This is a genomic window from Streptomyces sp. cg40 (genome assembly GCF_050320165.1).
GTDB lineage: Bacteria > Actinomycetota > Actinomycetes > Streptomycetales > Streptomycetaceae > Streptomyces > Streptomyces hokutonensis.
In genome coordinates this window covers 359,248-381,188 of sequence record NZ_CP190128.1, presented here as the reverse complement: position 1 = coordinate 381,188, position 21,941 = coordinate 359,248, and the positions used below count along the sequence as shown (strand labels likewise).

The following is a 21,941-nucleotide window of genomic DNA, read 5'->3' as shown; positions in this document are numbered from 1 at the left end:
GATCAGAGAACCCCCTGTTTCCCGGCGGCGGTCTGATCGCAGGTCTTCAGGAAGTCGACGAGCGCCGCGTTCACCTCGTCCGGACGTTCCTGCTGGGTCCAGTGCCCGCAGTCGGCCAGTTCGACGGGCTTGCGCACCAGGTTGGGCATGAAGTCGGGCAGCTGGGCGATGAGTTCGGCGGCACCGGGGAACGCGGGAACGAGGTCGCGGTCGCCGTACACGTACAAGGCGGGCGGGGTGACGACGGCGTTCTGCCAGGGCGCGGTCAGCGCCCAGTTGCGGTCGAGGTTGCGGTACCAGTTCAGCGGGCCGGTGAAGCCCCCGGCGAAGCTCTCGGTGAGCGCGTCCAGGTCCTCCTCGGTGAGCCAGTCCGGCAGCACCTCGGGATCCTCCATGGACGCGAGCCAGCCCTGCCCGGACGGGACCAGCGGCTGCATGATCTCGCCGGAGGGGGAGGCGGCGGCGGAGGCGGAATAGAGGAACTTGCGGAGTGTGGTCCGGGTGTCCGCGCCGAACTCGGCGTCGGCGACCCCGGGACGGTCGAAGTAGTTCCAGTAGAACCGGCCCCCGAACCGCTGCTGCGTCACGGCCAGCGGCGGGTAGGGACCCCGGAAGGGCGGCGGGACGCTCAGACCGGCCACCCCGAGCACCAGGTCCGGCCGCAGCAGCGCGGTGTGCCAGGCGACCACCGCACCCCAGTCGTGCCCGACCACGTACGCCTGCCGCTCGCCCGACTCCTGGATCAGACCGACGACATCGCCGACCAGCTGGAAGATCGTGTACGCGTCGACGGCCTCGGGGTGGTCGCTGCGGCCGTAGCCCCGTTGGTTGGGGGCGATCACCCGGAAGCCCGCGTCGGCCAGCGGGCCGATCTGGCGGTGCCAGGAGTGCCACGATTCGGGGAAGCCGTGCAGGAGCACCACCAGCGGGCCTTCGCCCTGCTCGGCGAGCTCCAGCCGTATCCCGTTCACGTCGACCATGCGCTGCGCAACCATGGGGGCGAGCCTACGTGCCGTCAACATCGCCGGGCAGTACGGGCCCTGGGCCGGAGGACGATCTCGGCCACTCAGGCGCCGCGCTCCGCACCGTCCTCGTCTTGCTCCTGGTAGGAGTAGCGCTGCTCCTTCCAGGGGTCGGCGATGTTGTGGTAGCCGCGTTCCTCCCAGAAACCGCGCCGGTCCTCGGTGAGGTACTCGACGGCGCGCAGCCACTTGGGGCTCTTGTAGCCGTACAGGTGCGGCACGACCAGGCGCAGCGGGAAGCCGTGTTCGGCGGTGAGGGGCTCGCCGTCGTGATGGGTGGCCAGCAGGGTCTGCGCTGCCGTGAAGTCGGCCAGGCGGAGGTTGGCGGAATAGCCGTACTCCGCCCAGGCCATGACGTGCGTGACCTCCGGCGCGGGCGGGACCAGCTCCAGGAGCGCGGTGGCCGGGATGCCGTACCACTCGTGGTCGGTGGAGGTCGGGCCGGACGCGCAGTGCAGGTCGGCGACGACCGTGACATGCGGCAGGGGCGCCAGTTCGTCGAAGGTCCAGCTGCGCTCGGCGCCGTCGGCGGTGGCGCCGTGGACCCGCAGGTTCCAGCGGTCGGGGCGGAAGCATGGGACGGGCCCGTAGTGCGAGACCGGCCAGCCGTGCACATGGCGCTGGCCGGGCGGGATACGGCGGTCCGCGTCGGCGGCGGTCTCGGCCGTGCCCTGTCGGTCGCTTGCCACGCGGGACGTCCCTTCCTCACCGGTGACCTGGTTACGGCTACCTCTCCCGAGCAGCGTAGGCGCTCCCGGCCGGTGCGACCGAGGCCGGGTCCGGGTGCGCCTGCACGCGGCGCCGCTCCACGCGGTACGGGCCGGGGATCCGGGCCTCACCGGCGAGCCTCGAGCAGGTCAGACGGTCGCCAGGGACACCTCGGTCGACTTGATCAGCGCGACGACCGGTGAACCGGCCGCCAGACCGAGGTCGCCGACCGCGTCCTTGGTGATCGCCGCGGTCAGCTCGCCCCCGTCGACCGTGATCTTGACGACCGCCATCGCCCCGCCGGTGGCGACGTCGCTGACCGTGCCGGGCAACTGGTTGCGGATGGACAGCCCCTCCACCCGGCCGGTGGCGAGCGCGACCTCGGTGGACTTCATCATGGCGCGTACGGCCGTGCCCTCGGCGAGCCCCAGGTCCTTCACGGCCTCCAGCGTGATCGCCGCCGTGAGGTCCTGGCCGCCGTCGAGGCGCACCTTCACGGTCGCCATCACCGCGCCGGGCGTGACGGCCGTGACGGTGCCGGGAATCTGGTTGCGGATGCTCAAGGTCATGACGGAACGCCTCACAGAGAAAAGTTCTGGATTGCCGGATTTATCACCGGCCGTGCGTCCACAAGCTAGCCGCTCAGGACGCGCCCGTGAGGGACCCCGTCGCATCCGCCACCTGGGAGTTTCCTGCGCCCTGGCAAATCGGAGGAACCCGCGAAAGGGGAGCGTGATCGCCGGAATTCCGCGGTCGCGGCGAGGCTGTTCGCCCATGAGTGGGCAATGAGCGGAATGTCCTGGCAATTGCGAGGCGGGACGGGCTCTTCGTCTCGTATCCGCGTTTGGTTTCGGCCGGCGGCCGGGTACGGTCGTGCGGGAGGTGGTCGCCCGTGATCCAGATCGTGGAGCACGCACCGCACGAAGGCCCCTACGCCATCGGCACCGCGTTGGCAGCGGCCGGGCTGCCGACCCGGGTCTGCCGCACCTGGGCGGGCGACCCGGTGCCGGACACGGCCGACGACCTGGTGGGCCTGGTGGTGATGGGCGGGGCGATGGCCGCCTACGAGGACTTCCCCGGCCGTAGCGCCGAACTGGCCCTGCTGCGCGCCGCGTTGGACGCCGAGATCCCCGTACTGGGCGTGTGTCTCGGCGCGCAGCTGCTGGCCGTCGCGGCGGGTGGTGCCGGACGGCCCGGCGACGGGGCGCAGATCGGCTGGGCCGACGTACGGATGACGGAGGCCGCGCACACGGACGTCCTCTTCGCGGGCGTTCCCGAGCGGCCGCGGGTGCTGCACTGGCACGGCGACACGATGGACCTGCCGGCCGGGGCCACCCTGCTGGCTTCCTGCGACCGCTACCCGGTGCAGGCGTTCCGGATCGGCGGCTCGGCGTGGGGAACGCAGTTCCACCTGGAGGTGGACGAGACGGCGGTCCGCGCCTTCGCCGACGCCTTCCCGGAGGAGGCTGCCACCGCCCCAGGCCTGGTCGAGTCCGCGCCCGCCGAACTGGCCGTACTGGCCCGGCACCGCGACGGCGTGTTCAAGCGCTTCGCCGCCTTCGTCGCGGCGCGCGCCGAGCAGACCGCGACCCGCGCCTTCTTCACCCGGCGGGCGGCCACCTGGGAGGAACGGTTCGCGGACGACGGCCCGCGGTACGCGGCGGCCGTCGACCGGATGGAACTCCGTCCCGGCGCCCGCGTTCTGGACCTCGGCTGCGGCACCGGCCGGGCGCTGCCCGCGCTGCGCGCACACGTCGGCGACGCGGGCCTCGTCCTCGGCATCGACCTCACGCCCGCGATGCTTACCGCCGCCCTCCGCGAGGGCCGCGACAAGGACGGGCACCTGCTGCTGGCCGACGCCTGTCGGCTGCCGCTGCCGACCGCCGCCCTGGACGCCGTCTTCAGCGCGGGCCTCATCAACCACGTACCCGACCCCGCGACCGCCCTGCGCGAATGGGCCCGCGTCACCGCGCCCGACGGCCCCCTGCTCCTGTTCCACCCCTCCGGCCGCGCCGAACGCGCCGCCCGCCACGGGCGCCCCCTCGACCCGGAAGACCCCCTCGCGGAGCACCGACTGCGCCCCGCCCTGCGCACGGCGGGCTGGGAGCTGTCCCGCTACGAGGACGCCCCGCACCACTTCCTGGCCCGCGCCACCCGCGTCGCCGGATGAACGCGCCGTCCCGCGCCACGGCGTGCGGCGCGCCCGGCATGCGGAATCCCGTTGCCGACGATGATCGGGCTGGCTAGGTTCGGCCCATGGCTGACGACGAACCCACGCGGGCCGCACGACTGCTCGATGCCCAGGCCAAGGCCGCACTGCTCTTCGCGGAGATCGAGGAGCGCGGGCTGGTGGCGCCCGGCGAGGGGGAACGCGCGGTCAGCGACCGGATCCGCGACCTCGCGAACGAGATGTTCGGCACCACCCGGCACTGGCACAAGCGGATCGTGCGCTCGGGACCGAACACGCTCAAGCCGTACAAGGAGAACCCGCCGGACCGGGTGATCGGCGCCGACGACATCGTGTTCGCCGACTTCGGGCCGATCTTCGAGGAGTACGAGGCCGACTTCGGCCGCACCTTCGTCCTCGGCGACGACCCGGTCAAGCACCGGCTGCGCGACGACCTGCCCACCGTGTTCGCGGCCGGCCGGAGCTTCTTCCAGAACAGCCCCGACATCACCGGCGAGGGCCTGTACGCCGAGGTCGTCCGCCTCGCCGAGAAGGCGGGCTGGGAACTGGGCGGCTGGCACGCCGGACACCTGGTCGGCGAGTTCCCGCACGAGACGATCGAGGGCGCGCACGTCGAGTCGTATGTCACTCCGGAGAACGTCACCCCCATGCGCCGCACCGACAAGGCCGGCCGTGCCTGTCACTGGATCCTGGAGATCCATCTCATCGACCGGGAAAGGCAGTTCGGCGGCTTCTACGAGGAACTGCTCACTCTCTGACGGGGATTGCTTCATGGGGACTGTCGCCGCGCTGTACCGCTATCCGGTGAAGTCGATGGTGGGCGAGGCCGTGACCGTCGCGGCGGTCACGGAGCGCGGGCTCTCGGGGGACCGGGTCTACGCCGTCCTCGACGGGACGGGCGCGGTCGGCAGCGCCAAACACCCGCGCAAGTGGGGCGAGTTGCTGCGCTGCCGCAGTCGCCTCGACGGCTCCGGCGCGGTGCGGGTCGTGCTGCCGGACGGCACCGCCCTCCCGGTCGAAGACCCGGACCTGGACGGGGAGTTGTCCAAACTCCTGGGCCGCCAGGTCTTCCTGTCGGCCGTCGTACCGGAGGACAGCAGGCTGGAGCGCGCGGTGCCCGAGTACGAGGGCGGGGTCCCGGACTCCGTACGGGAGTCGGCGACGGTCGACGTCACCGGGGAGAGCATCACGACGGGCGGTGTCGCCCCAGGGACGTTCTTCGACTTCGGCCGGGTCCATCTCGTCACCACCGCGGCCCTGGACCGGATGCGTGCCGTCCACCCCGCGGGGGACTTCGACGCCCGCCGCTTCCGGCCGAACCTGGTCGTGGACACGCCCGGGAGCCCCGGTTTCCCGGAGGACGCCTGGGTGGGGTCGTGCCTGCGGGTGGGGGAGGCCCTGTTCCGGGTCCTGGTGCCGACACCCCGCTGCGTGGTCCCCACCCTCGGCCACGACGAACTGCCGCCGGACCCCGGCATCATGCGCGCGGTCGCCCGGGAACACCGTGTCCCCGTCTTCGACCTGGGCCGGCTCTCGTGCCTCGGCGTGTACCTGGACGTCCTGGAGGCGGGCACTGTCCGGGTGGGCGACCCGATCTCGTTGCAGAACGCGGCCTGACCGCCCCGGAACGGTCAGTGCGTGAAGCGGTACTTCAGGTGCGTGGCGAGAGGAGTCTCGACCACCCTGACCTGCTCGACGCGCCGCCGTCCCGCGCCCGTTCCGTCGAAGAGCCGTAGCCCGTCGCCGAGCAGCGCGGGCACCACATGGAGCTGGAGTTCGTCGACGAGCCCCGACGCGAGGTACTGCCGGACCGTGCTAGCGCCACCGGCGATGTCGACGTTCCGGTCACCGGCGGCGGCCTTCGCCCGGGCGAGGGCGCTGTGGATGCCGTCCGTGACGAAGGTGAAGGTGGTGCCGCCCTCCTTGACGAGGGTCGGCCGGGGGCGGTGCGTGAGCACGAACACCGGTGTCCGGAACGGCGGGTTGTCGCCCCAGAACTCCTCACCGGTGTCGTACATCGTCCGGCCCATGACCACCGCCCCGGTGGCGTCGAACCACTCGCGCATCAGCTCCGAGTCGCGGTTCTCCTCCCCACCGGTCATGCCCTGACGCTCCCGCCAGCTCGCCAGGTTGTGGATCCACGCGAAGAGCGGCTCGGCGCCGTCGCCTCCGGGGTTGTCGAGGGTGACACCGGTGCCGGCGATGTATCCGTCGAGGGAGACGGCGAAATCCGCGGTCACGGTCACGATGGGGTGCTCCTGAGTCGTGGAGGTGGTGCTTCCACCCTCACGTCGATCGGGGACCGCCGCATTCGACACACAGCGCCCGCCGGACGCGACGGGCAGAGGTGACGGGCCGGGCACGGCGGCTCCTCAGATCAGTCCGGCCCGGATCGCGTACGACACGGCGTGGGCCCGGGTGCGCGTCCGCAGCCGCTTCATCGCGCCGTAGAGGATGTACCGCACCGTGCGCTCGGAGTAGGAGAGCTCCGTCGCTATCTCGTCGCACTGCCTGCCCTCGGCGATCAGACGCAGCACGGCCACCTCGCGCGGGGTCAGCGCGGCCCGGTCGCCGGCGACGGCTCGTTCCTTCGGCGCCGCATCACGCTGCTGACGTACGGGACTTCGCCGGACGACGGGCTCCCCGGCCACGGCGCGCACCGTACGGACGAAGACGTCCGGGCTGCAGAAGTCCCACCACACGACCGCGCGGACACCGCGGCGCCGCGCCGCCGACACATCGGCCCGCCACTGCTTGGTCACCACCACCACGAAACGCGCGCCAGGCTCGGCGCACAGGCCGTGCAGCAGGTCCAGGACGGCGGCGTCCGCCACGGCCACGGCGACCACGATCGCGTCGGCCTCCCGGATCCGGTCCGGCGGCACCTCGCGCAGCAGCGGCTCCATGGCGACGAAGCCGGCCAGTCCGGCGCGGACGAGGGGAGCGGGCGCGTGAATCGCCACGCGCAGGGTCTTGCCGAGTACGTGCTGAGGCATGTGCCCCCAACTCCCAACTGCGGTCGTACGGAAGGACGATGCTGCCACCGGCACCGACCGCGGATCCGGGCCACCGCCCCCTCGCAGGTCAACCGAGGGAAATCTGGCGCGAGTTGACGAAGGGCCCTGACCTCGGCCGGAGCGGCGCAACGGTCCTGGGCGGAAGATCCATTCAACTCCCTGTACGGACCGGCAAGGTTGGCCGTTTCGCCTTTCACCGGAAACGGCGGGCGCGCGACGATGCCGTGCGGTGAACACCGGGGCCCGGTTCGGGGAACCGCCGGGGTTCCGCCCTGACGGGCCGCGTCTCCACGGAGCCGGTGACCGAATCCGACAACTTCTAGCAACAAAGGTGGCCGCATGCTCGCGTCCATTGCCCTCTGCGTGCTGCTCGGCCTGCTCCTGGTCGCGGCCGCGCTGATCCGCCGTAGCCGCAACTCGCCCTCGGAGCGGGCCCGTTCGGGGCTGTCGGGCGCCCACCGCAAGGCGCTGGAGACCGTGGCGCTCGGCCTGCGGGCCGTGGCCGTGGGCCGGGCGCAAGGCGGGCGCCCGCTGCCGGATCTGCAGACCGTCGTCCACTCGGGGCAGCGGCTGACGGTACGGCTCGCCGAGGAGGACACCCAGGCGCCGGCGCCATGGATCTCGGACGTCTCCGGGAAGGAGTGGTCGGTGGAGACGAAGAACCTGCGGCGGACCGGCAACGCGGGCGACGCACTCACCCATCCGTACTCCCTGACCGTCACCCTCGGTCTGTACAGGGGCGAAAGGGTGCTGGTCGACCTCTCCCGGCTCAGCGGGCCGATCGCCCTGACGGGGGACGACAACGATGTCCTGCGCCTCGCACAGGCCCTCATCTCCGAGGTGGTCTCGGGGCCGGTCGGAACCCTCGCCACGGTCGTCCTGGTGGGCTCGGCGGCCACTCCCACGGTGACCGAAGGGCTGGGCGCGCGCTCGGCCCGGCTGCACACCGCGAGTGGCCGGGGCGAGGCACTGGCCGTAGGAGAGAACCAGGTGTCGGGACCGTCCGCCCGGCACACGCTGCACATGGGCAGAGACCGGGCCGGGGTGAACGCCCCGACACACGCCCGCCGGCTCTTCGTGGTGACCGCGGCCCAGTACCGCAACGAGAGATGGGGCGAGACCCCGCTGCGCGGCACGGACACGCTCCTGGTGCTCGGCTACATCCCCGCCCTGGAGTGGAACCTGCGGGTGAGGTCCGACGGCGCTTTGGACACCGGCCGGCTCGGTGTCCCCATCGACACCCACATCGCCCGCCTCGGCTGACCGGCCGTCACAGCCGGCCCGGCGGCGTCACCCCGTCGGGGCCGGGGCCCGGCAGCAGCGGACTCCCGGCCCGGCGGGCGAGGCTGCCGTCCAGCCAGGCCGCGGCCAGCTCCACCCGGGAGCGGCACCCGGTCCGCTGGAACAGCCGGGTCAGCCGCCGCTCCACGGTCTTCTCGCTCCACGCGAGCCGCGCCGCGATCTGGCGGTTGGTCGCCCCGTTGCTGACCATCGTGGTCAGTTCGACGTCCTCCTCGCCGAACGTGTCCCTGACCGGACGTGTCCTCGGCAGCCCGAAGGTCCGCCGGCGCGTCATGTGACCGAGTGTCGAACGGGTCGCCCGCCCGATCCCCAGCGACCGCGCGATCCGCGAGGCCTCCGCCTGCCACGGTTCGGACTCGTCGCCGATCTCCATCAGGGAGAGACAGCAGAGCAGGTTCTGGTACGCGTCGCCCCGCTCGCGCACCGACCGCAGAGCGGTCAGCGCGCTCTCCGTGTCACGGTGCACCAGACCGCGCCCGAACAACACCGCCTCGTGCGTCATGACGGAGCCCACCACCTCGTGCAGCGCCTCCAGTTCGGCCAGCCCCTCCCGCATGGCCCCCGGCAGGTCCGCCACCAGGGCGAGGGAGACGTACCGAAGCAGCACCTTCTCGGTCCCCGCATGCAGACCACACCCACGAGCCCGCCGTACGTCCCTCAGCGCCCCCTCCAACGCCTCCTCCGCCTGCCCCGACCCCGACCAGTACCGCAGACCGAGCCGGGCCCAGGCGACGAGCGGGTGCGGCACGCTGTCCGGAACCAGCTCCAGCCAGGTCCGGGCCCTCCCCAACTCCCCACGCGTACAGAGGATTTCCGCCGCGAGCGCCCGGGCGGACTGCGCCGCGCCCGCCGTCGTGCCGTGCGTCCGGCTGCGCGCCTCGATCCGGCGGGCCGCCACGAGAGCCTGGTCCCAGTCGCCTTCGAGGTAGTCGCGAACCATGGCGTGGTACCAGGCGGCCGTACTGTTCCCGGCCCCCGTGTAGCGGTCCCCGAGCACGGCGGCCAGTGCACCGGCCAGGTCCGCGTGCACGGCCGCGGTCCGCAGCCGGTCCAGGTCCGGTGCGCTGCTCGCCTCGGGAGGCAGGGCGCGCAGCGCGGCCGACAGTTCGGCACGGCTGCCAGCTGCGGCGGCCAGCAACCGTAGCTCCGGTGCGGAGGGCAGCGGTCCGGAGCCCGGACGGCGGGCGGGAGCCGGAGGCTGGTGAGCTTTGCTTGTCGGCCCGGCGTCCGCACGGGGGTCGGGGGGCTGCGGTTGGCGGGTTCCGCCTTTCGGTCGGGACGGCGGCGGTCCGGTGTCCGTACGATGTCCTGCGGTCGACGGACGAGGGGTCCCGCCCGCCGCTCCGAGCGCGAACGGACCGACCAGCTCGGCGAATCGGGCTACGGCGGGCACCTGATCCCCGACATCGTGGGCCGGGGACCCGGTGCCCGCGATGTCGTCCGGCAACCGGTGCTCGTGCAGCGCCGCCATCGCCCAGACTTGGGCGACGAAGTCGGGACAGTCGCGGTCCTGCCCGGCCGGTGACGCGGCCAGATGGGCGAGGAGCGGTTCGCCCAGGGCCAGTGCACCCGGGTGGTCGGCGTGGCGCAGGCTCAGTTCGGCTGACTCGCGCAGGACGCCGGGCGTCCGGTGGTCGTGCGGCGTCAGGCGGCGCAGCGCCGAGGCGTAGGCACGGACCGATCGGGGCCAGTCCGACCTCGCGTCCGTACGGGCTGCCGCGAGCAGCACGTCCACCGCGAGGGTGTCGTCCAGCTCGGTCCCGGCCGCCGCGACGTGCTCGGCGAGGCGTGGGTAGCAACTGCCCGCCGTCTCCGGGCCCAGCCGGTCGGTCAACGACCTGGTGACCAGGGCGTGCAGCGACGACACGTCGTGGTGGGTGGGCAGTGCGCGCAGTGCCGCCGCGAGCGCGGGAACGGCGAAGGCCATCCGGCCGTCTCCGTCCACGGTCAGCGTCCCGTCCTTGACCAGCGGGGTGAGTGAGCGGTCGACCAGACCCGCCCGGCGCGGTCCGCCGGGCTTCAGCCGGAGCAGATCGTCGAGGCGAACTTCGGCGTGTTCGAGGTTGCGGGCCACCGCCGCAGCGGCGTCCAGGGCGACGAGGTCCGGCGGGGCGTCCGGCCAGCACAGACGGCTCAGCTTCGTCACATCGGTGGTGAGCCGCAGTGCCCGCCGAGGCTGGGTCAGGCAGACATGGCCGTCGAGTTCCAGTAGGTCGCCGTGCTCGGCCATCGCGTCGAGCACCGACAGTACGGCCTCAGGGGTGCCCGCCATCGGGCCGAGCGCGCCCAACACCGCTGTCACCAGGGCCGGTTCGACGGGACGGCCGAGCCGCCGTACGACAAGGGCCTCGACGTCGGCGGGCCGCAGCGGCGGCAGTTCCAGCAGCCGGTCGGCCGCCGCCGCGAGCGGTGAGGCGCCGTCGCCCGAGGGACGGACCGGTCTGCCGGCCATCACCATAGGCACCCCGACCGGACGGAAGACGCGCAGCAGCAGGCCCAGGGCGGACGCCGTCTGCGGTGGCATCCGATCGACATCGTCGACCACCACCGCGTAGGGGAGATGGGCCGCCGCGTCCGAGAGGATCTCGCCGAGCACGGACAGCAGCGCCAACTCTCCGTCCTGGCCAGTGGATTGGAGCCGGATCCGGCGAACGGCACCGACCCGGACCGGGCTGCGACGGTCGTGGAACTTGGCCAGCACCGAGTGCACACCGTCGGCCAGGGCGGCGGCACCGGGCGGGCTCGCACCTTCGTGACAGCGCAGCCGCAGGACGTTGGCACCTTCCTCGGCCGCCGCCCGCCGGGCCTGTTCCACCAGAGAGGTCTTGCCCGTTCCGGGTCCTCCGACGACCAGGAGGGTGCGAGCCGCAGCGCCGGTGGACAGCAACGTCCGCGTCACGTCCCGGAGTTCGCCGTCTCTGCCGATGACAGGCTCCCATGCCCGCACGTCCACCCCCTCCGGGTCCGGCGTCCGACGGAAACGTCCCCATGGATGTGATCATAATGTGGCCGCGGGACCATTTTCCGAACACATGGCCGACCGGAATCGTCGCTGTCCGCCTGGCACAAGTCGTCGAAGAGAACGTAGTGGACCATGATTCTTCCGTCCGATGACCCCTGGTCAGCGCACGGCGGCACGGCTGCTGGTGCGGGCCTGTCGTCTGGCCACCTCGTCGGACGTGAGAGGGAGTTGGCAGATGTCCACGGCTGGCTGGGGGACTCGGACGGTCCGCGCCTGGTGCTGGTCCGGGGTCGACGAGGCGTCGGACGCACGGTGTTCCTGCACGCCGTCACCGAACGACTCCGTGCGGAGGGGGTGTTCGTGCGTGCCGTGGGTTGCGTTCCGGGCGACGACGCCCGCCCGTTCCTGCTGGCGCTGCGGCTGGTCATGGCGTTGGAGGAGCGCCGGAACGCGGGAGCGGTGCGGGCGGCCGGGCGGGGCGACGGGGCTGCGATGGCCGCACTGCTGCGCACGGCCCTGGCGCGGACCGCGTCCGTGGTGGTGATCGACGACATCCAGCATGCCGACGCCGACTCGCTGGCCCTGCTCGGTGGAATCGACTTCGCGGAAGTCCCGTCCGGTGTGCGGCTGGTGGCCTCGGCTGTGGGGCGCGGCGAAGCAGCCCGTCCCCGCAGGGGCGTCCGCACGATGGTGCTGCCCCGTCTCGCCCCGGACGAGACGACCGCCATGGTGGCGCGACGGTTGGCGGCGACCCCCGACACCGGTCTGGCCCGACGGGTACGCGACCTGACGCACGGGCTGCCGGGGGCGGTCGACGCGCTGCTCACCGCGTGGACCCGGCAAGGGGCGATCGGAGTGACGGACGGCCATGCCTTCGTCGGGGTGCGGACGCCGACACCGGTACTGCCGGACGGCGACCGGCACTTGAGGGCGCTGGCCGCGCTGGGCGAACCGTGCCGCACGGTGGCCGGGGCGCTGAGCATCCTGTGGCCGCTCGGCGCGCGGGCCGTGGAACTGATCGCGGCCTCGGCCGGACTGTCCGCCGACGAAGTGCGCGCAGCTGTCCGCGAGTTGGTCGACGCGGAGGTCGTCGAGGGTCTGCCCGGGCCCAACTCTGCAAAAGCGCAAGGAGGTTGGACGTTCGCCGTTCCGCTGGTGGCACATGCCGTACGCGAGCGACTCGGCCCGCTGGAACGCAGCCGCCTGTCCGCCACCGCGGTGGAGACACTCTGGGCCGATGCCGACGAGGCGGACACCTCATCGGGGTTGCGGCAGCCGACGACAGCCCTGCTCGGCGACGTCGACGCGATGGCCTACCGCGCGGACCGCATCGCGGAGGCGGGCACCCTCGTCGAACGCGACCGCGCGGCCAGGGAGTTGACGGCGGCGGCCGAGCGCCTCCACTCCGACGCCGAGGGCAGGGGGATGCTCCGGTGGTGCCGCGCGGCCGGCCACCTCGTCGAGCGACCCGCCGACCGCGTCCCCGCCCTTCAGCGGTACGCCGTCGCCGCCTACTTCGCCGGAGACTTCGCGACCGCACGCACCATCGCCGAGTCGATCCTGCGTAACCGTCCCGACATCGTCGATCCGCTCGAACTCCAGGAGATCGCCACCCTGTTGACGGCGGCGACGGCGAACGACCTGGACTGGGCGGCGCTGTCCAGGCTGGCCACCCCTCGCTGGTGGGACGAACTGCGGCTGCCCGTCGCGGCCGCCGCGACCGGCCGTGCGCTGGCCCTCTGCCTGCTGGCGAGATGGCACGAAGCGCTGGACCTCCTGGCGCAGACCGAACCCGCATGGGACACCGACGTCCGAGCCCGCGCCAACCCCACCTGCTTCCGCGACGCGGCGGAACTCGCGCTGGGCCGACCGGAACGCTTCCGACGCTCACTGGCCATCCCGGAGGCCCCGCACATCGGCCCCGACCACGCCTACACGCTGACCGTCACCAAGTTCGACGAGCTCCTCAACGGCGGGGACCTGCAAGCCGCCGAGACCCTTCTCGCCGCTCAGGGCCTGACCCCCGAACTGCTGCCCCGCTCCGGTCGGTTCCTGTGGCACCACCTCAGGGGCGAGTGGGACGATGCGCTGGACCCGTCCCGCTGGATGCTGGCGAACAAACAGTTCCACACGCCCGCGGTGGACAAGTACCTGATCCCCGCGCGCACCGCGGCGATCCTGCTCGCCCGGGGCCGGGTCACCAGCGCCCGCCGAGTGATCGACAGCGTGCGCGTGCCGGGCGAGGGTCCGCCGGAACACTCACTGGACGCCGCCGAGGCCGAAGTACTGCGGACCCTCGGCGATCCGGCCGGCGCCGAGCGGTCGCTACGGCGCGGTCTCGCCGCGGCGGACGCGCACGACCAGGTCGCCGGCACCGACGAACTCTGGTCCTCCCTGACGGAGTTGCTCGCACGGGAGGGCCGCACGGCGGAGGCGGCGGCCTGTCTCGACCGGCTGGAACGCGTCTCCGTACAGATGGGCACTGGAAGGGCCCGCTTGACGTACCTGCTGGCCTCGGCACGACTCCGACGGCAGGACGGCGACCTGAGGGAGGCCGTGGAGCTGGCCCGCTCGCGCGGCCAGCCCTTCGAGACGGCGGTGACCCTGGTCGCCGCATCCGACGCGGGCACAGGCCCGCCCACCCTGCTGCGCGTGGCGTACGACCTCTTCGGGCAGTGCGGTGCCGCGCTGGAGCGCTTCCACACCCGGGTCGCCATGCGCACGGCCGGGATCACCGTCCCCGGCCGCAGACAAGCCACCGTAGAGAGCGAGCAGTTGCTCGCGACGCTGATTGCCGAGGGTCTGACGAACCGTCATATCTCCACCGTGCTACGGCTGACGGAGGACGCGGTCGCCAACCGGCTGTCCCGGCTGTTCGCCCGCACCGGTCTGCGCTCCCGCACCGAAGTGGTCACGGCCGTACTCACCGACCACCGCGCCCGTGGGCTCACCCTCGACGCGTAGGCGAGTACGGCCCGATCCACTCAGGGGACCCGATCCGGTGCCCGTTCGCCGAGATACGCGCGCTCCAGCAGACCGGGGTCGGCGGCGATCCGCTCGGCGGAGTCGCTGAGGACGGTCTCGCCGTGCACCAGGACCACCGCCCGGTCCGCCACGTCGAGGGCCAGCCGGACATGCTGCTCGACCAGCACGACGGCCGCGCCGGTGTCCTCGGCGATCCGCCGTACCACCGGCAGCAGTTCCTCGACGATCACCGGGGCCAGCCCCATGCTCAGCTCGTCGACGAGGAGTACGCGCGGATCCTGGATCATGGCCCGGCCCAGGGCCAGCATCTGCTGTTCCCCGCCGGAGAGTTGGCCGGCCGCGACCTTCAGCCGTTTCCCCAGTGCCGGAAAGAAGTCGAGCACCTGGTCCACGGTGCTGCCCTGCCGCCGCCGGGCGAGCGTCAGATTGTCGCGCACGGTCAACTGCGTGAACAGGGACCGGTCGTCGGGCACGAGAACCAGCCCCCGCCGGGCTGCCTCGCGCGCCCGGCCGCCCCGGATCTCCGTGCCGTCGAGGGCCACCGTCCCGCCAAGGCGCGGCAGCAGACCGGCGAGCGTGGTCAACAGGGTTGTCTTTCCCGCCCCGTTGGGCCCGAGCAGGGCCACGACCTCACCGGGCAGCAGCCTCAGGCCGAAGCCGCGGACCACCGGCCGACCCTTCGTATAGCCCGCGTCCACGCCCTCGCACGTCAGCAGTTCCGGCCCGGTCACTGGACGACCTCCCCGCGCATCTCGTCCGTATCGCTCTGCGCCGCGCCCAGGTAGGCGGTGGCGACGCGTGGATCCGCCGTGATCTCGGCGGGAGTTCCGTCCGCGATCACCTTTCCGATGTCCAGCACGACGATCCGGTCGCACACGTCGAGCACCAGTCCCATGTCGTGGTCGATCAGCAGCACGGTCACACCGTCGGCCCGCACGGCCCGCAGCCGGTCGCCCAGCCAGCGGCTCTCGGAACTGTCCAGACCTGCCGCGGGCTCGTCAAGGAGCAGCATCCGGGGGCGGCCCGCCAGGGCGCGTGCGATGGACACCAACTGCCGCCTGCCCTGGGAGAGTTCACGGGCCGGCTGGTCCCGGAACCGGCTCAGGTGCAGCGTATCGAACAGCCGGTTCCGCAGCTCCGGCCCCTGCACGGAACCGACATGGTCGCCACCGTGCCGTGCCGCGGCTTCCCCGACCAGCACGTTCTCCTCGACGCTGAGATCCTCGTACAGCTCGATTCCCTGGAAGGTGCGGCCGAGCCCTGCCCGGCCCCGCTGGTGCGGCTTCAGGGACGAGATCTCCCGGCCGTCGAACTCGACTGCTCCCGTGCTGCGGTGGTAGCCGCTGATCGCGTCGAGCAGGGTGGTCTTCCCGGCACCGTTCGGCCCGATCACGCCGACGATCTCGCCCGAGCGCACCTCGAAGGAGACGGAGTCGACGGCCACGACACCGCCGTAGCGCACGCCGACATCACGGACCGAGAGGACCACCTCGCCCGGTTCGGGAACCGGTGGGCGGGCGGCAGGTGCCGCCTCGGTGAGGCCATCGGTATCCGTGTCGTCGACGGCAGCCGGATGACGCGCGCGTCGGATCCGCGCCGCGAGTTCGTGTGCCGGGCCGACGACCCCCTCGGGGTTGGTGATCACGGTGAGGACGAGTCCGACGCCCATGATCACGTCGTACCACTCGCCGAGGGACAGGGCCCGGTCCAGGAGGACGGGCAGCAGTCCGCCGGCCCCCATCACGCCGGCCACGATGCCGCCGGACAGGGCGGTGACGCCCGCCAGGTACGCGGTGGCGAACAGGCCCAGGCCGCCGATCGCGGTGAACATCTCGGCGTCCGCGACGGTCTGTTGACAGCCGAGGAGGGCGCCGCCGAGCCCGGCGACGAACGCGCCGATGGCGAAGGCGACGATCTTCGTGCGGGCGACGTCGATGCCCGCCGCCGCGGCCGAGCGTTCGTTGGCGCGCACGGCCAGCATCGCGGCGCCGAGCCTGCTGCGCCGCAGCCACGCCACGCCGAGGCCCACCAGAAGCAGCACCACCAGGCACAGCAGCGCGAAGGGCAGGCGCGGATAGTCCTCGCCGGAGCCGATGCCCAGGTCGAGGCCGAACAGGTGCGGAGAGGGGACCTTGGAGCCGCCCAGGCCGCCGTTGAGGTCGGGGTTGCGGAACCAGAAGGCCTCCAGTGCCACCGCCAGCGCGACCGTGACCACGGCCGCGGGCAGACCGCGGATCCGCAGCGCGGGGAGCCCGATCACGACCCCGATCACCATCGCCGCCAGGGCCGCCAGCAGCGGGGCGAGCGGAAAGGGTATACCCCATCCCGCGCTCAGCTTGCTCAGGCTGAACGCGCCGACTCCGGCCAGGGTCAGCTGGGCCAGCGAGATCTGCCCGGCGAATCCGGTGACGACCACCAGCGACAGCGAGATCACCGCCAGGGTCAGCGAGGTGATCACGGCGGCGCGAATGCTGCCGTGGGTGGCCAGGAGCACGACGACACCCAGGGCCGTACTCGCGACGGCAGGGACCAGCACGCGGTCCGGGCGTGGTGCCCGGCCGAGCGCCTGCTGGATCAGCGAGCCGCGGGTGGGCAGCGGGCGTCCGCGCACCACCAGGTAGGCCAGGATGACGGCCAGCGGCACCAGTTGGGCCAGACCGGTCTGGGGGAGCCACGACCACTTGCCCTGGAGGAACTGCACCTCGGACTGGAGCATCCCGATGACCAGCCCGGCGCCCACGGCCGGGATCAGCGCGGTGAAGTTGCCGACCAGCGCCGCCGCGAGGGCCGGCACGATGAACAGCGTGTAGGACACCGGGACCAGCGGCACGATCGGCGCGATCAGGATGCCGGACAGACCGGCGATGGCCGAGCTGAGCGCCCAGTTCGCGACCGCGATCCGCTCCGGCGACAACCCGCTGACCAGCGCGCCCTTCTCCGACTCGGCCGCCGCGCGGGCCGCGAGCCCGAACCGCGTCAGGCGGAACACCAGCGCGAGCACGACGGTGAGTACGACGATGGCGGCCGCGAACCACAGCCGGTCGCCGGGGATCAGCGAACCGCCCCAGGACACCGGGTCGTTGGGCAGGATCGCCTTGACCGACACCGCGCCCGTGCCGACGCCCGCGGCCAGCACGGCCTGGATCACCAGCATCACCCCGATCGAGGCGACGGCCTTCGCCACCGGCGGCGCGGTCCGCAAGGGCCGGAAGACCAGCCCGTACAGCACCACCCCCAACAGGGCGGCCAGCACAAGGGAGATGACCACCGCCGGGAAGAGACCGAGCGGTCCGCCGAGCCCGACCTTCTTCGGCACCCCCGGCAGCGGCACCAGCAACTCGCCCTGGCGCAGGAACGCGTAGGTGTACGCGCTGTACAACGCGATCGCCCCGGTGGCGAAGTTGACCACACCGGAGCCTCGGTAGGTGAGCACCAGTGCCAGCGCGAGTGCGCCGAACACCGCCCCACTGCCCAGCCCCAGCAACAGAAACACGACGTACTGGCTCATCGGCGAGACCGTCCCTCCCGGTTGTTCCGACCGCTGCTTCGACTACCGCGCGAACAACGCACTGGGATCGACGACCCGCAGCTGCCCCAACTTGCCGTCGGACGACACCGTGCCGGTGACCTCCTTCGCCGAGCAGGCCGCGGGCAGACCCGGTACCGCTTTGGAGTCGCAGCTGAACGTGATGCCGTGCCCGGCCGGGAGTACGACGTCCTTCGCCGCGTGCAGGGCCGCCGTGATCGTCTTCGCCGAGACCGTGCCGCTCAGTCCGTGCAGGGCGCGGACCAGGCCGAGGACGCCCTGGTAGCCGATCGCCGCGTACCCCTGGGTCGGGGTGTCGGGGCTGTACTCCTTCATCACCTGCCGGAAGAGCTGGGCCTCCGGGTCGTCACTGGCGACGTCGAAACTGCTGAAGACCTGCACGCCGTCCATGCCCGCGCCCACCGCCTGCACGACCTCGGGGGACACGCACGACTGGACGGTCATCCGGGCGATGCCGGCGCCGAGCGTGCCCATGGCCTGGAGCACGGAGGTGCACACGGTCGGGTCCGCCACGACGGCGACGGCGTCGGGCTTGTTCCGCAGGGCGGCGCTCACCTGCGGCGACGCGTCCGGAGTGCCCGCGGCCACCGTCACGATCCGCAGTCCGACGCCGGCCTTCGCGAACACCGGTTTCCCGATGGCCTCGATCCCGCTGACCGCGGCCGGCGCGTCGATCACGAACGCGGCCACGTTCTTGTAGCCCTTCTCCTTCGCGTACGCGGCCATCGACGTCATGGTGGTCGGGAAACCGCCGGTCCAGGAGAAGGCGTTGGCGGTGGTGCCCTCGGAGTTGCTGGCGGCGATGGCGGTCGCCCACGGGATGCCCGCCTTGGTCACGATCGGGACCATGGAGTCGCCCAGACCGCTGCTGGTCAGGACCACCGCGTCGACCTTCTGCTCGACCATCTGGTTCGCGCAGTCCCGCGCCGTCGCGGGCTCCTCCTTCGTCTTGCAGACCGTGAGCGCGACGGGTCGGCCCGCGATCCCGCCGAGGTTGGCGTTGGCGTACTTCATGGCCGCCTCGGCGGCTTCCCGGGTCTCGGGCTGGCTGATCGTCGAGCCGCCCTCGTTGGTGATCAGCCCGATCCGCACCGGAGCGCCGGTGGCCTTGTGGCCCGGGAACGCGCTCGCCAGCGCGGCCGGGATCTTCGTGCTGTCCGCCGTGGTGGCACCACTGGCGCCGCCACCGCATCCGGCGAGCAGCACCGTGGTCGACACCAGCGCGAGTGACACGCGCGACCGGGGTGTGGAGAGGGCCCGTCCGACCGACTCGATCATGTCCGCTTCCCAACGTGTCGGCGAGTGCCCGGCACTCGCAGCGATCAGCGGACGGTGGCAGCGCGCGGCGCCGTCGCCGTCCGAGAAAGTGAAGAGAGAGCCGCGAGCGGATGTCGAACGGCACGAGGGCCGAGTGCCGCGGCAGACCATGTCGGCCGGCGTGACGTGGAGGTCACGACCGGCGACGAGGCGGACCTGCTCCCACGCGGCTCACCGCAGAACCGGCCCGTGAGCAAGAAGAGTATACGTAATTCAAGTCGGCCGGAATGGGTCGTGCCTGACTTGTTGTGGCTGTTCACCTTTCGGTCGGCTTCGGGCATGGAATGAGGAGACGAAATGCCGAGGGAGGTGGTCAGTGGTCGCGGTGGACCCAGCCCGCGTCGTGCCAGTACGTCTCCAGGTTCGCCATCGGCTCCGGCCAGGTCTCGGCGTAGGTGACGCCCTCGGGCCCGGCCGTCATCAGATAGGGAGTTCCGGCCTTGCTGATCCAGAACTCGCCGGGCCCGACCGTCCGGCTGCCCTCTTCCCCGTCCTCGCCCCAGGCGACGTGGAACTGCCCGCCGAAGACGATGATCAACTCGTCGAGGTTGTGGTGGTGCCGGGGCACCGCGAAGTCCGGGGCGCAGCGCAGCCCGTTGATGTTGAACGACGGGTCCACCTTGGTCGACCACCACATGTTGCCCTTGAAGGTCTGCTCCATGTCGACCGGCGCGTCGGCCAGGAGACCGCCTCCGTGCCACAGATACGTGGGGGCGGACTGGTCGACCGGCAACTCGATCCAGCCCTCGTCCGCCAGCAGGTTGAAACTCTCGATTCCCATGAACCGATACTCGGCAGCGGGGTGAGGCGTGTCATACGTGAATCCCGTTGGCCGGGACCGGTGCTGTGAACGCCCGGCCGAGGGGTCCCGATGAGCGGAACCTGTCGACGACACGTCGGCCGGCCGCGCATACGGTCGCCGCGTGACTCTTACATTCGGTGATCTGGTGGCGGACGAGGACTGGGTTCCCATGGGCCTGGACCAGCAAGGGCATCCGCAGTACTTCTGGAACGAAGGCGGTCTGCTGCGGGACGCGCCCGTGGACTTCGCGGCGACGTTCGACGGCGCGATGTGGGTGTCCACGAAGCCGATCGACATCCCGCGCTTCAACCGCAACCCGCTGCGCGTGCGCCCGCACTTCACGGTGCCCCGGCACCACCACAACGTGGACGAGATGCTCTTCGTCTTCGCGGGCGAGTACCACATCGAGCACTACGAGGCGGGCGAGCCGCAGACCGTGCGGGTGGGACCTGGGGAGGTCTTCCTCAGCCGGGCCGGCACGCCGTACACGATGACGGCGGGGGCCGAGGGCGTCACGTACATCGAGACCTGGCCGAAGCCGCTGAAGGAGCTGGAGACGTACTGGCACGACGTCGGCTGGGTCTCGCGCTGAACGGGCCGGTCCCGGCCCCTGGGGGCCGGGACCACCGATCGACGGGTCAGTCCGTCAATCGACGGGTCAGTCCGTCCAGAGGAACCGGTCGGCGACCCGGTGGTGGTTGTAGATCGTCATCTCCTGCTCCTCGCTCAGCCGGTGGCCGTCGAAGCTGGGGGAGTGCATGCCCACGGTCACCTCCTTGGCGTTCATCAGGTCCTGGGTGAAGATCTCGCCGAGGTCGGCCTCGCGGAAGTCTTCGAAGAACTGTGGCTGGAAGTCCCGCTTCTTGTCGTAGTCGGCGACCGGGACCTGGTCCAGGCTGAAGATCTCGAAGATGCAGCGGTCCGGGTCGAACCCGTCGGGCCGCGCCCGGTAGCCGAACACCGACCCCTGGTTGGGCAGCAGGATCGTGTTGGGGAACACGTTCCACGCCGTACCGGCCTCCGCCCACTGCTGGGGCGTGATGTCCGGCCAGTCGTAACCCTCGGCGAGCGACAACTCCTTGTACAGCTGCATGTAGTACTGGCCGGCGGTCATCCCCTCCGGCACCTCCGCCGTCTTCAGCGCCTCGGCGGCCCGCCAGCTCCGCTCGTTCTCCAGGCCGCGCATGTCGTCGGCGATGTACTGCACGCTCAGCGCGACGCTCAGCCGTTCGTCGGTCACGCCCCCCGTGCCCCGGTTGGCCGGGTCCTTGCCGGCCTCCTTCTTCTTCGGGCCGACACTCGAATAGTGCGCGTGCCGCTCGTACACGGTCGTCGGCGCCCACATCCGGTTCTCGAGTTCCTTCATCGAGGCGATGTTGGTGTTCGACTTGTCGAAGCGGTACAGCTGCGGATGCGTCCCCGCCACGTGGTACGCCTCAAGGAATCCGTCCAGCGCGGTCTTCCAATTGCACGGCAGCGGCACGGACTTGTGCCACCGGTACCGCATGTGCTCGAACTGGAACGGCGCGAAGATCCTCGGGATCGGGTCCAGGTATTCGAGCAGCGGTTTCGCGTCCGGGTCCATGTTGATGAACACGAACCCGCCCCACTGCTCCGCCCGCACCTGCACCAGACCGAGGTCGTCGTCCGAGCGCGGCACGAACTCCTCACGGTCCAGCACCAGCCTGATCGAACCGTCCAGGTTCCAACGCCAGCCGTGGAAGGGGCAGATGAGCGAACCGACCCGGCCCCGCCCCCGCGCCAGCCGCGTACCGCGATGCCGGCACGCGTTGAAATAGGCCCGGATCGAGTCCTTGCCCTCCCGCACGATCAGGATCGAATGACCACCGATCTCGTACTCGACGAAACAACCGACACCCGGCAGCTCCTCCAGCCGGCAGGCCATCAACCAGGCCTTCGTGAACACCTTGTCCAGTTCCAGCTTGAGGAACTCGGGGTCCAGATAACGGCCCTTGGGCACGAACGCGCGCGACAGCCGGTACTTCTCCGGGACCTTCTCGGCCGGCACATCACCCTCGAACCACGGGACACGACGGTCCACTTGGGGCTCAACCACGGCAGACACCGAAC

Annotated in this window: 17 protein-coding genes; 6 read left to right on the top strand and 11 right to left on the bottom strand. The window is 71.6% G+C overall.

Going from position 1 to position 21,941, the window contains the following annotated elements; genetic code table 11:
• Nucleotides 1-2: 2 nt before the first annotated feature.
• From ACQHII_RS01555 to ACQHII_RS01545, 3 genes are all read right to left on the bottom strand, one after another.
• Nucleotides 3-980 (bottom strand): alpha/beta fold hydrolase, encoded by a 978-nt coding sequence (locus ACQHII_RS01555; RefSeq protein WP_427925202.1) that lies wholly within the window; start codon nt 978-980, stop codon nt 3-5.
• Nucleotides 981-1,066: 86 nt separating this feature from the next.
• Nucleotides 1,067-1,711, bottom strand: coding sequence for a molybdopterin-dependent oxidoreductase (locus ACQHII_RS01550; RefSeq protein ID WP_427917443.1), 645 nt, complete (start codon nt 1,709-1,711; stop codon nt 1,067-1,069).
• A 168-nt stretch (nt 1,712-1,879) separates the two neighbouring features.
• Entirely contained in the window at nt 1,880-2,299 is a 420-nt protein-coding gene (locus ACQHII_RS01545) for a TOBE domain-containing protein (protein ID WP_093631270.1), read from the bottom strand.
• Nucleotides 2,300-2,622: 323 nt separating this feature from the next.
• Between ACQHII_RS01545 and ACQHII_RS01540 the strand changes: the two genes are divergently transcribed.
• The 3 genes from ACQHII_RS01540 to ACQHII_RS01530 all read left to right on the top strand — a co-directional run bounded on the left by ACQHII_RS01540 (nt 2,623) and on the right by ACQHII_RS01530 (nt 5,535).
• The gene (locus ACQHII_RS01540) at nt 2,623-3,900 is read left to right on the top strand and encodes a methyltransferase domain-containing protein (protein ID WP_427917442.1); all 1,278 of its coding nucleotides are present in this window, start codon (nt 2,623-2,625) and stop codon (nt 3,898-3,900) included.
• Between the two features lie 86 nt (nt 3,901-3,986).
• Nucleotides 3,987-4,676 (top strand): M24 family metallopeptidase, encoded by a 690-nt coding sequence (locus tag ACQHII_RS01535; protein ID WP_427917441.1) that lies wholly within the window; start codon nt 3,987-3,989, stop codon nt 4,674-4,676.
• A gap of 13 nt (nt 4,677-4,689) precedes the next feature.
• Nucleotides 4,690-5,535 carry an MOSC domain-containing protein gene (locus tag ACQHII_RS01530; protein WP_427917440.1) on the top strand — a complete coding sequence of 282 codons (846 nt, stop codon included), beginning with the start codon at nt 4,690-4,692 and terminating at the stop codon, nt 5,533-5,535.
• A gap of 14 nt (nt 5,536-5,549) precedes the next feature.
• On the opposite strand, the gene ACQHII_RS01525 is transcribed toward ACQHII_RS01530, so the two are convergent.
• Together ACQHII_RS01525 and ACQHII_RS01520 are read right to left on the bottom strand one after the other, a co-directional pair.
• Nucleotides 5,550-6,164: a dihydrofolate reductase family protein gene (locus tag ACQHII_RS01525; RefSeq protein WP_427917439.1), complete on the bottom strand. Its 615-nt coding sequence runs from the start codon at nt 6,162-6,164 to the stop codon at nt 5,550-5,552.
• A 126-nt stretch (nt 6,165-6,290) separates the two neighbouring features.
• Nucleotides 6,291-6,914, bottom strand: coding sequence for a response regulator transcription factor (locus tag ACQHII_RS01520; RefSeq protein WP_427917438.1), 624 nt, complete (start codon nt 6,912-6,914; stop codon nt 6,291-6,293).
• 360 nt (nt 6,915-7,274) lie between these two features.
• On the opposite strand from ACQHII_RS01520, the gene ACQHII_RS01515 reads away from it, so the two are divergent.
• Nucleotides 7,275-8,198 carry a hypothetical protein gene (locus tag ACQHII_RS01515; protein WP_427917437.1) on the top strand — a complete coding sequence of 308 codons (924 nt, stop codon included), beginning with the start codon at nt 7,275-7,277 and terminating at the stop codon, nt 8,196-8,198.
• Between the two features lie 7 nt (nt 8,199-8,205).
• Here ACQHII_RS01515 and ACQHII_RS01510 read toward each other — a convergent pair whose 3' ends face one another.
• Complete coding sequence (locus ACQHII_RS01510) at nt 8,206-11,184, bottom strand: AAA family ATPase (RefSeq protein WP_427917436.1); 2,979 nt, start codon at nt 11,182-11,184, stop codon at nt 8,206-8,208.
• Between the two features lie 147 nt (nt 11,185-11,331).
• On the opposite strand from ACQHII_RS01510, the gene ACQHII_RS01505 reads away from it, so the two are divergent.
• Entirely contained in the window at nt 11,332-14,163 is a 2,832-nt protein-coding gene (locus tag ACQHII_RS01505) for an AAA family ATPase (RefSeq protein ID WP_427917435.1), read from the top strand.
• 20 nt (nt 14,164-14,183) lie between these two features.
• Here ACQHII_RS01505 and ACQHII_RS01500 read toward each other — a convergent pair whose 3' ends face one another.
• From ACQHII_RS01500 to ACQHII_RS01485, 4 genes are all read right to left on the bottom strand, one after another.
• Nucleotides 14,184-14,915 (bottom strand): ABC transporter ATP-binding protein, encoded by a 732-nt coding sequence (locus tag ACQHII_RS01500; RefSeq protein ID WP_427917434.1) that lies wholly within the window; start codon nt 14,913-14,915, stop codon nt 14,184-14,186.
• On the bottom strand, nt 14,912-17,692 hold the full coding sequence (locus ACQHII_RS01495) for an ABC transporter permease subunit (protein WP_427917433.1): 2,781 nt from the start codon (nt 17,690-17,692) through the stop codon (nt 14,912-14,914). The genes ACQHII_RS01500 and ACQHII_RS01495 overlap by 4 nt, the downstream gene beginning before the upstream one ends.
• 42 nt (nt 17,693-17,734) lie before the next feature.
• Entirely contained in the window at nt 17,735-19,009 is a 1,275-nt protein-coding gene (locus ACQHII_RS01490; protein WP_427917432.1) for an ABC transporter substrate-binding protein, read from the bottom strand.
• A 352-nt stretch (nt 19,010-19,361) separates the two neighbouring features.
• Entirely contained in the window at nt 19,362-19,829 is a 468-nt protein-coding gene (locus ACQHII_RS01485; protein ID WP_427917431.1) for a hypothetical protein, read from the bottom strand.
• A gap of 142 nt (nt 19,830-19,971) precedes the next feature.
• Between ACQHII_RS01485 and ACQHII_RS01480 the strand changes: the two genes are divergently transcribed.
• Nucleotides 19,972-20,442 carry a hypothetical protein gene (locus ACQHII_RS01480; protein WP_427917430.1) on the top strand — a complete coding sequence of 157 codons (471 nt, stop codon included), beginning with the start codon at nt 19,972-19,974 and terminating at the stop codon, nt 20,440-20,442.
• Nucleotides 20,443-20,508: 66 nt separating this feature from the next.
• Here the strand turns inward: ACQHII_RS01480 and ACQHII_RS01475 are convergent, their stop codons facing one another.
• Nucleotides 20,509-21,936, bottom strand: a complete 1,428-nt coding sequence (locus tag ACQHII_RS01475) for an aromatic ring-hydroxylating oxygenase subunit alpha (RefSeq protein WP_427917429.1) — start codon at nt 21,934-21,936, stop codon at nt 20,509-20,511.
• Nucleotides 21,937-21,941 lie beyond the last annotated feature (5 nt).

Excerpts from the sequence above, each read along its gene's own strand:
- ACQHII_RS01555 (WP_427925202.1), bottom strand. The coding sequence starts at position 980 with ATGGTCGACGTGAACGGGATACGGCTGGAGCTCGCCGAGCAGGGCGAA.
- ACQHII_RS01545 (WP_093631270.1), bottom strand. The coding sequence starts at position 2,299 with ATGACCTTGAGCATCCGCAACCAGATTCCCGGCACCGTCACGGCCGTC.
- ACQHII_RS01535 (WP_427917441.1), top strand. The coding sequence starts at position 3,987 with ATGGCTGACGACGAACCCACGCGGGCCGCACGACTGCTCGATGCCCAG.
- ACQHII_RS01530 (WP_427917440.1), top strand. The coding sequence starts at position 4,690 with ATGGGGACTGTCGCCGCGCTGTACCGCTATCCGGTGAAGTCGATGGTG.
- ACQHII_RS01520 (WP_427917438.1), bottom strand. The coding sequence starts at position 6,914 with ATGCCTCAGCACGTACTCGGCAAGACCCTGCGCGTGGCGATTCACGCG.
- ACQHII_RS01515 (WP_427917437.1), top strand. The coding sequence starts at position 7,275 with ATGCTCGCGTCCATTGCCCTCTGCGTGCTGCTCGGCCTGCTCCTGGTC.
- ACQHII_RS01505 (WP_427917435.1), top strand. The coding sequence starts at position 11,332 with ATGATTCTTCCGTCCGATGACCCCTGGTCAGCGCACGGCGGCACGGCT.
- ACQHII_RS01495 (WP_427917433.1), bottom strand. The coding sequence starts at position 17,692 with ATGAGCCAGTACGTCGTGTTTCTGTTGCTGGGGCTGGGCAGTGGGGCG.
- ACQHII_RS01490 (WP_427917432.1), bottom strand. The coding sequence starts at position 19,009 with ATGATCGAGTCGGTCGGACGGGCCCTCTCCACACCCCGGTCGCGCGTG.
- ACQHII_RS01485 (WP_427917431.1), bottom strand. The coding sequence starts at position 19,829 with ATGGGAATCGAGAGTTTCAACCTGCTGGCGGACGAGGGCTGGATCGAG.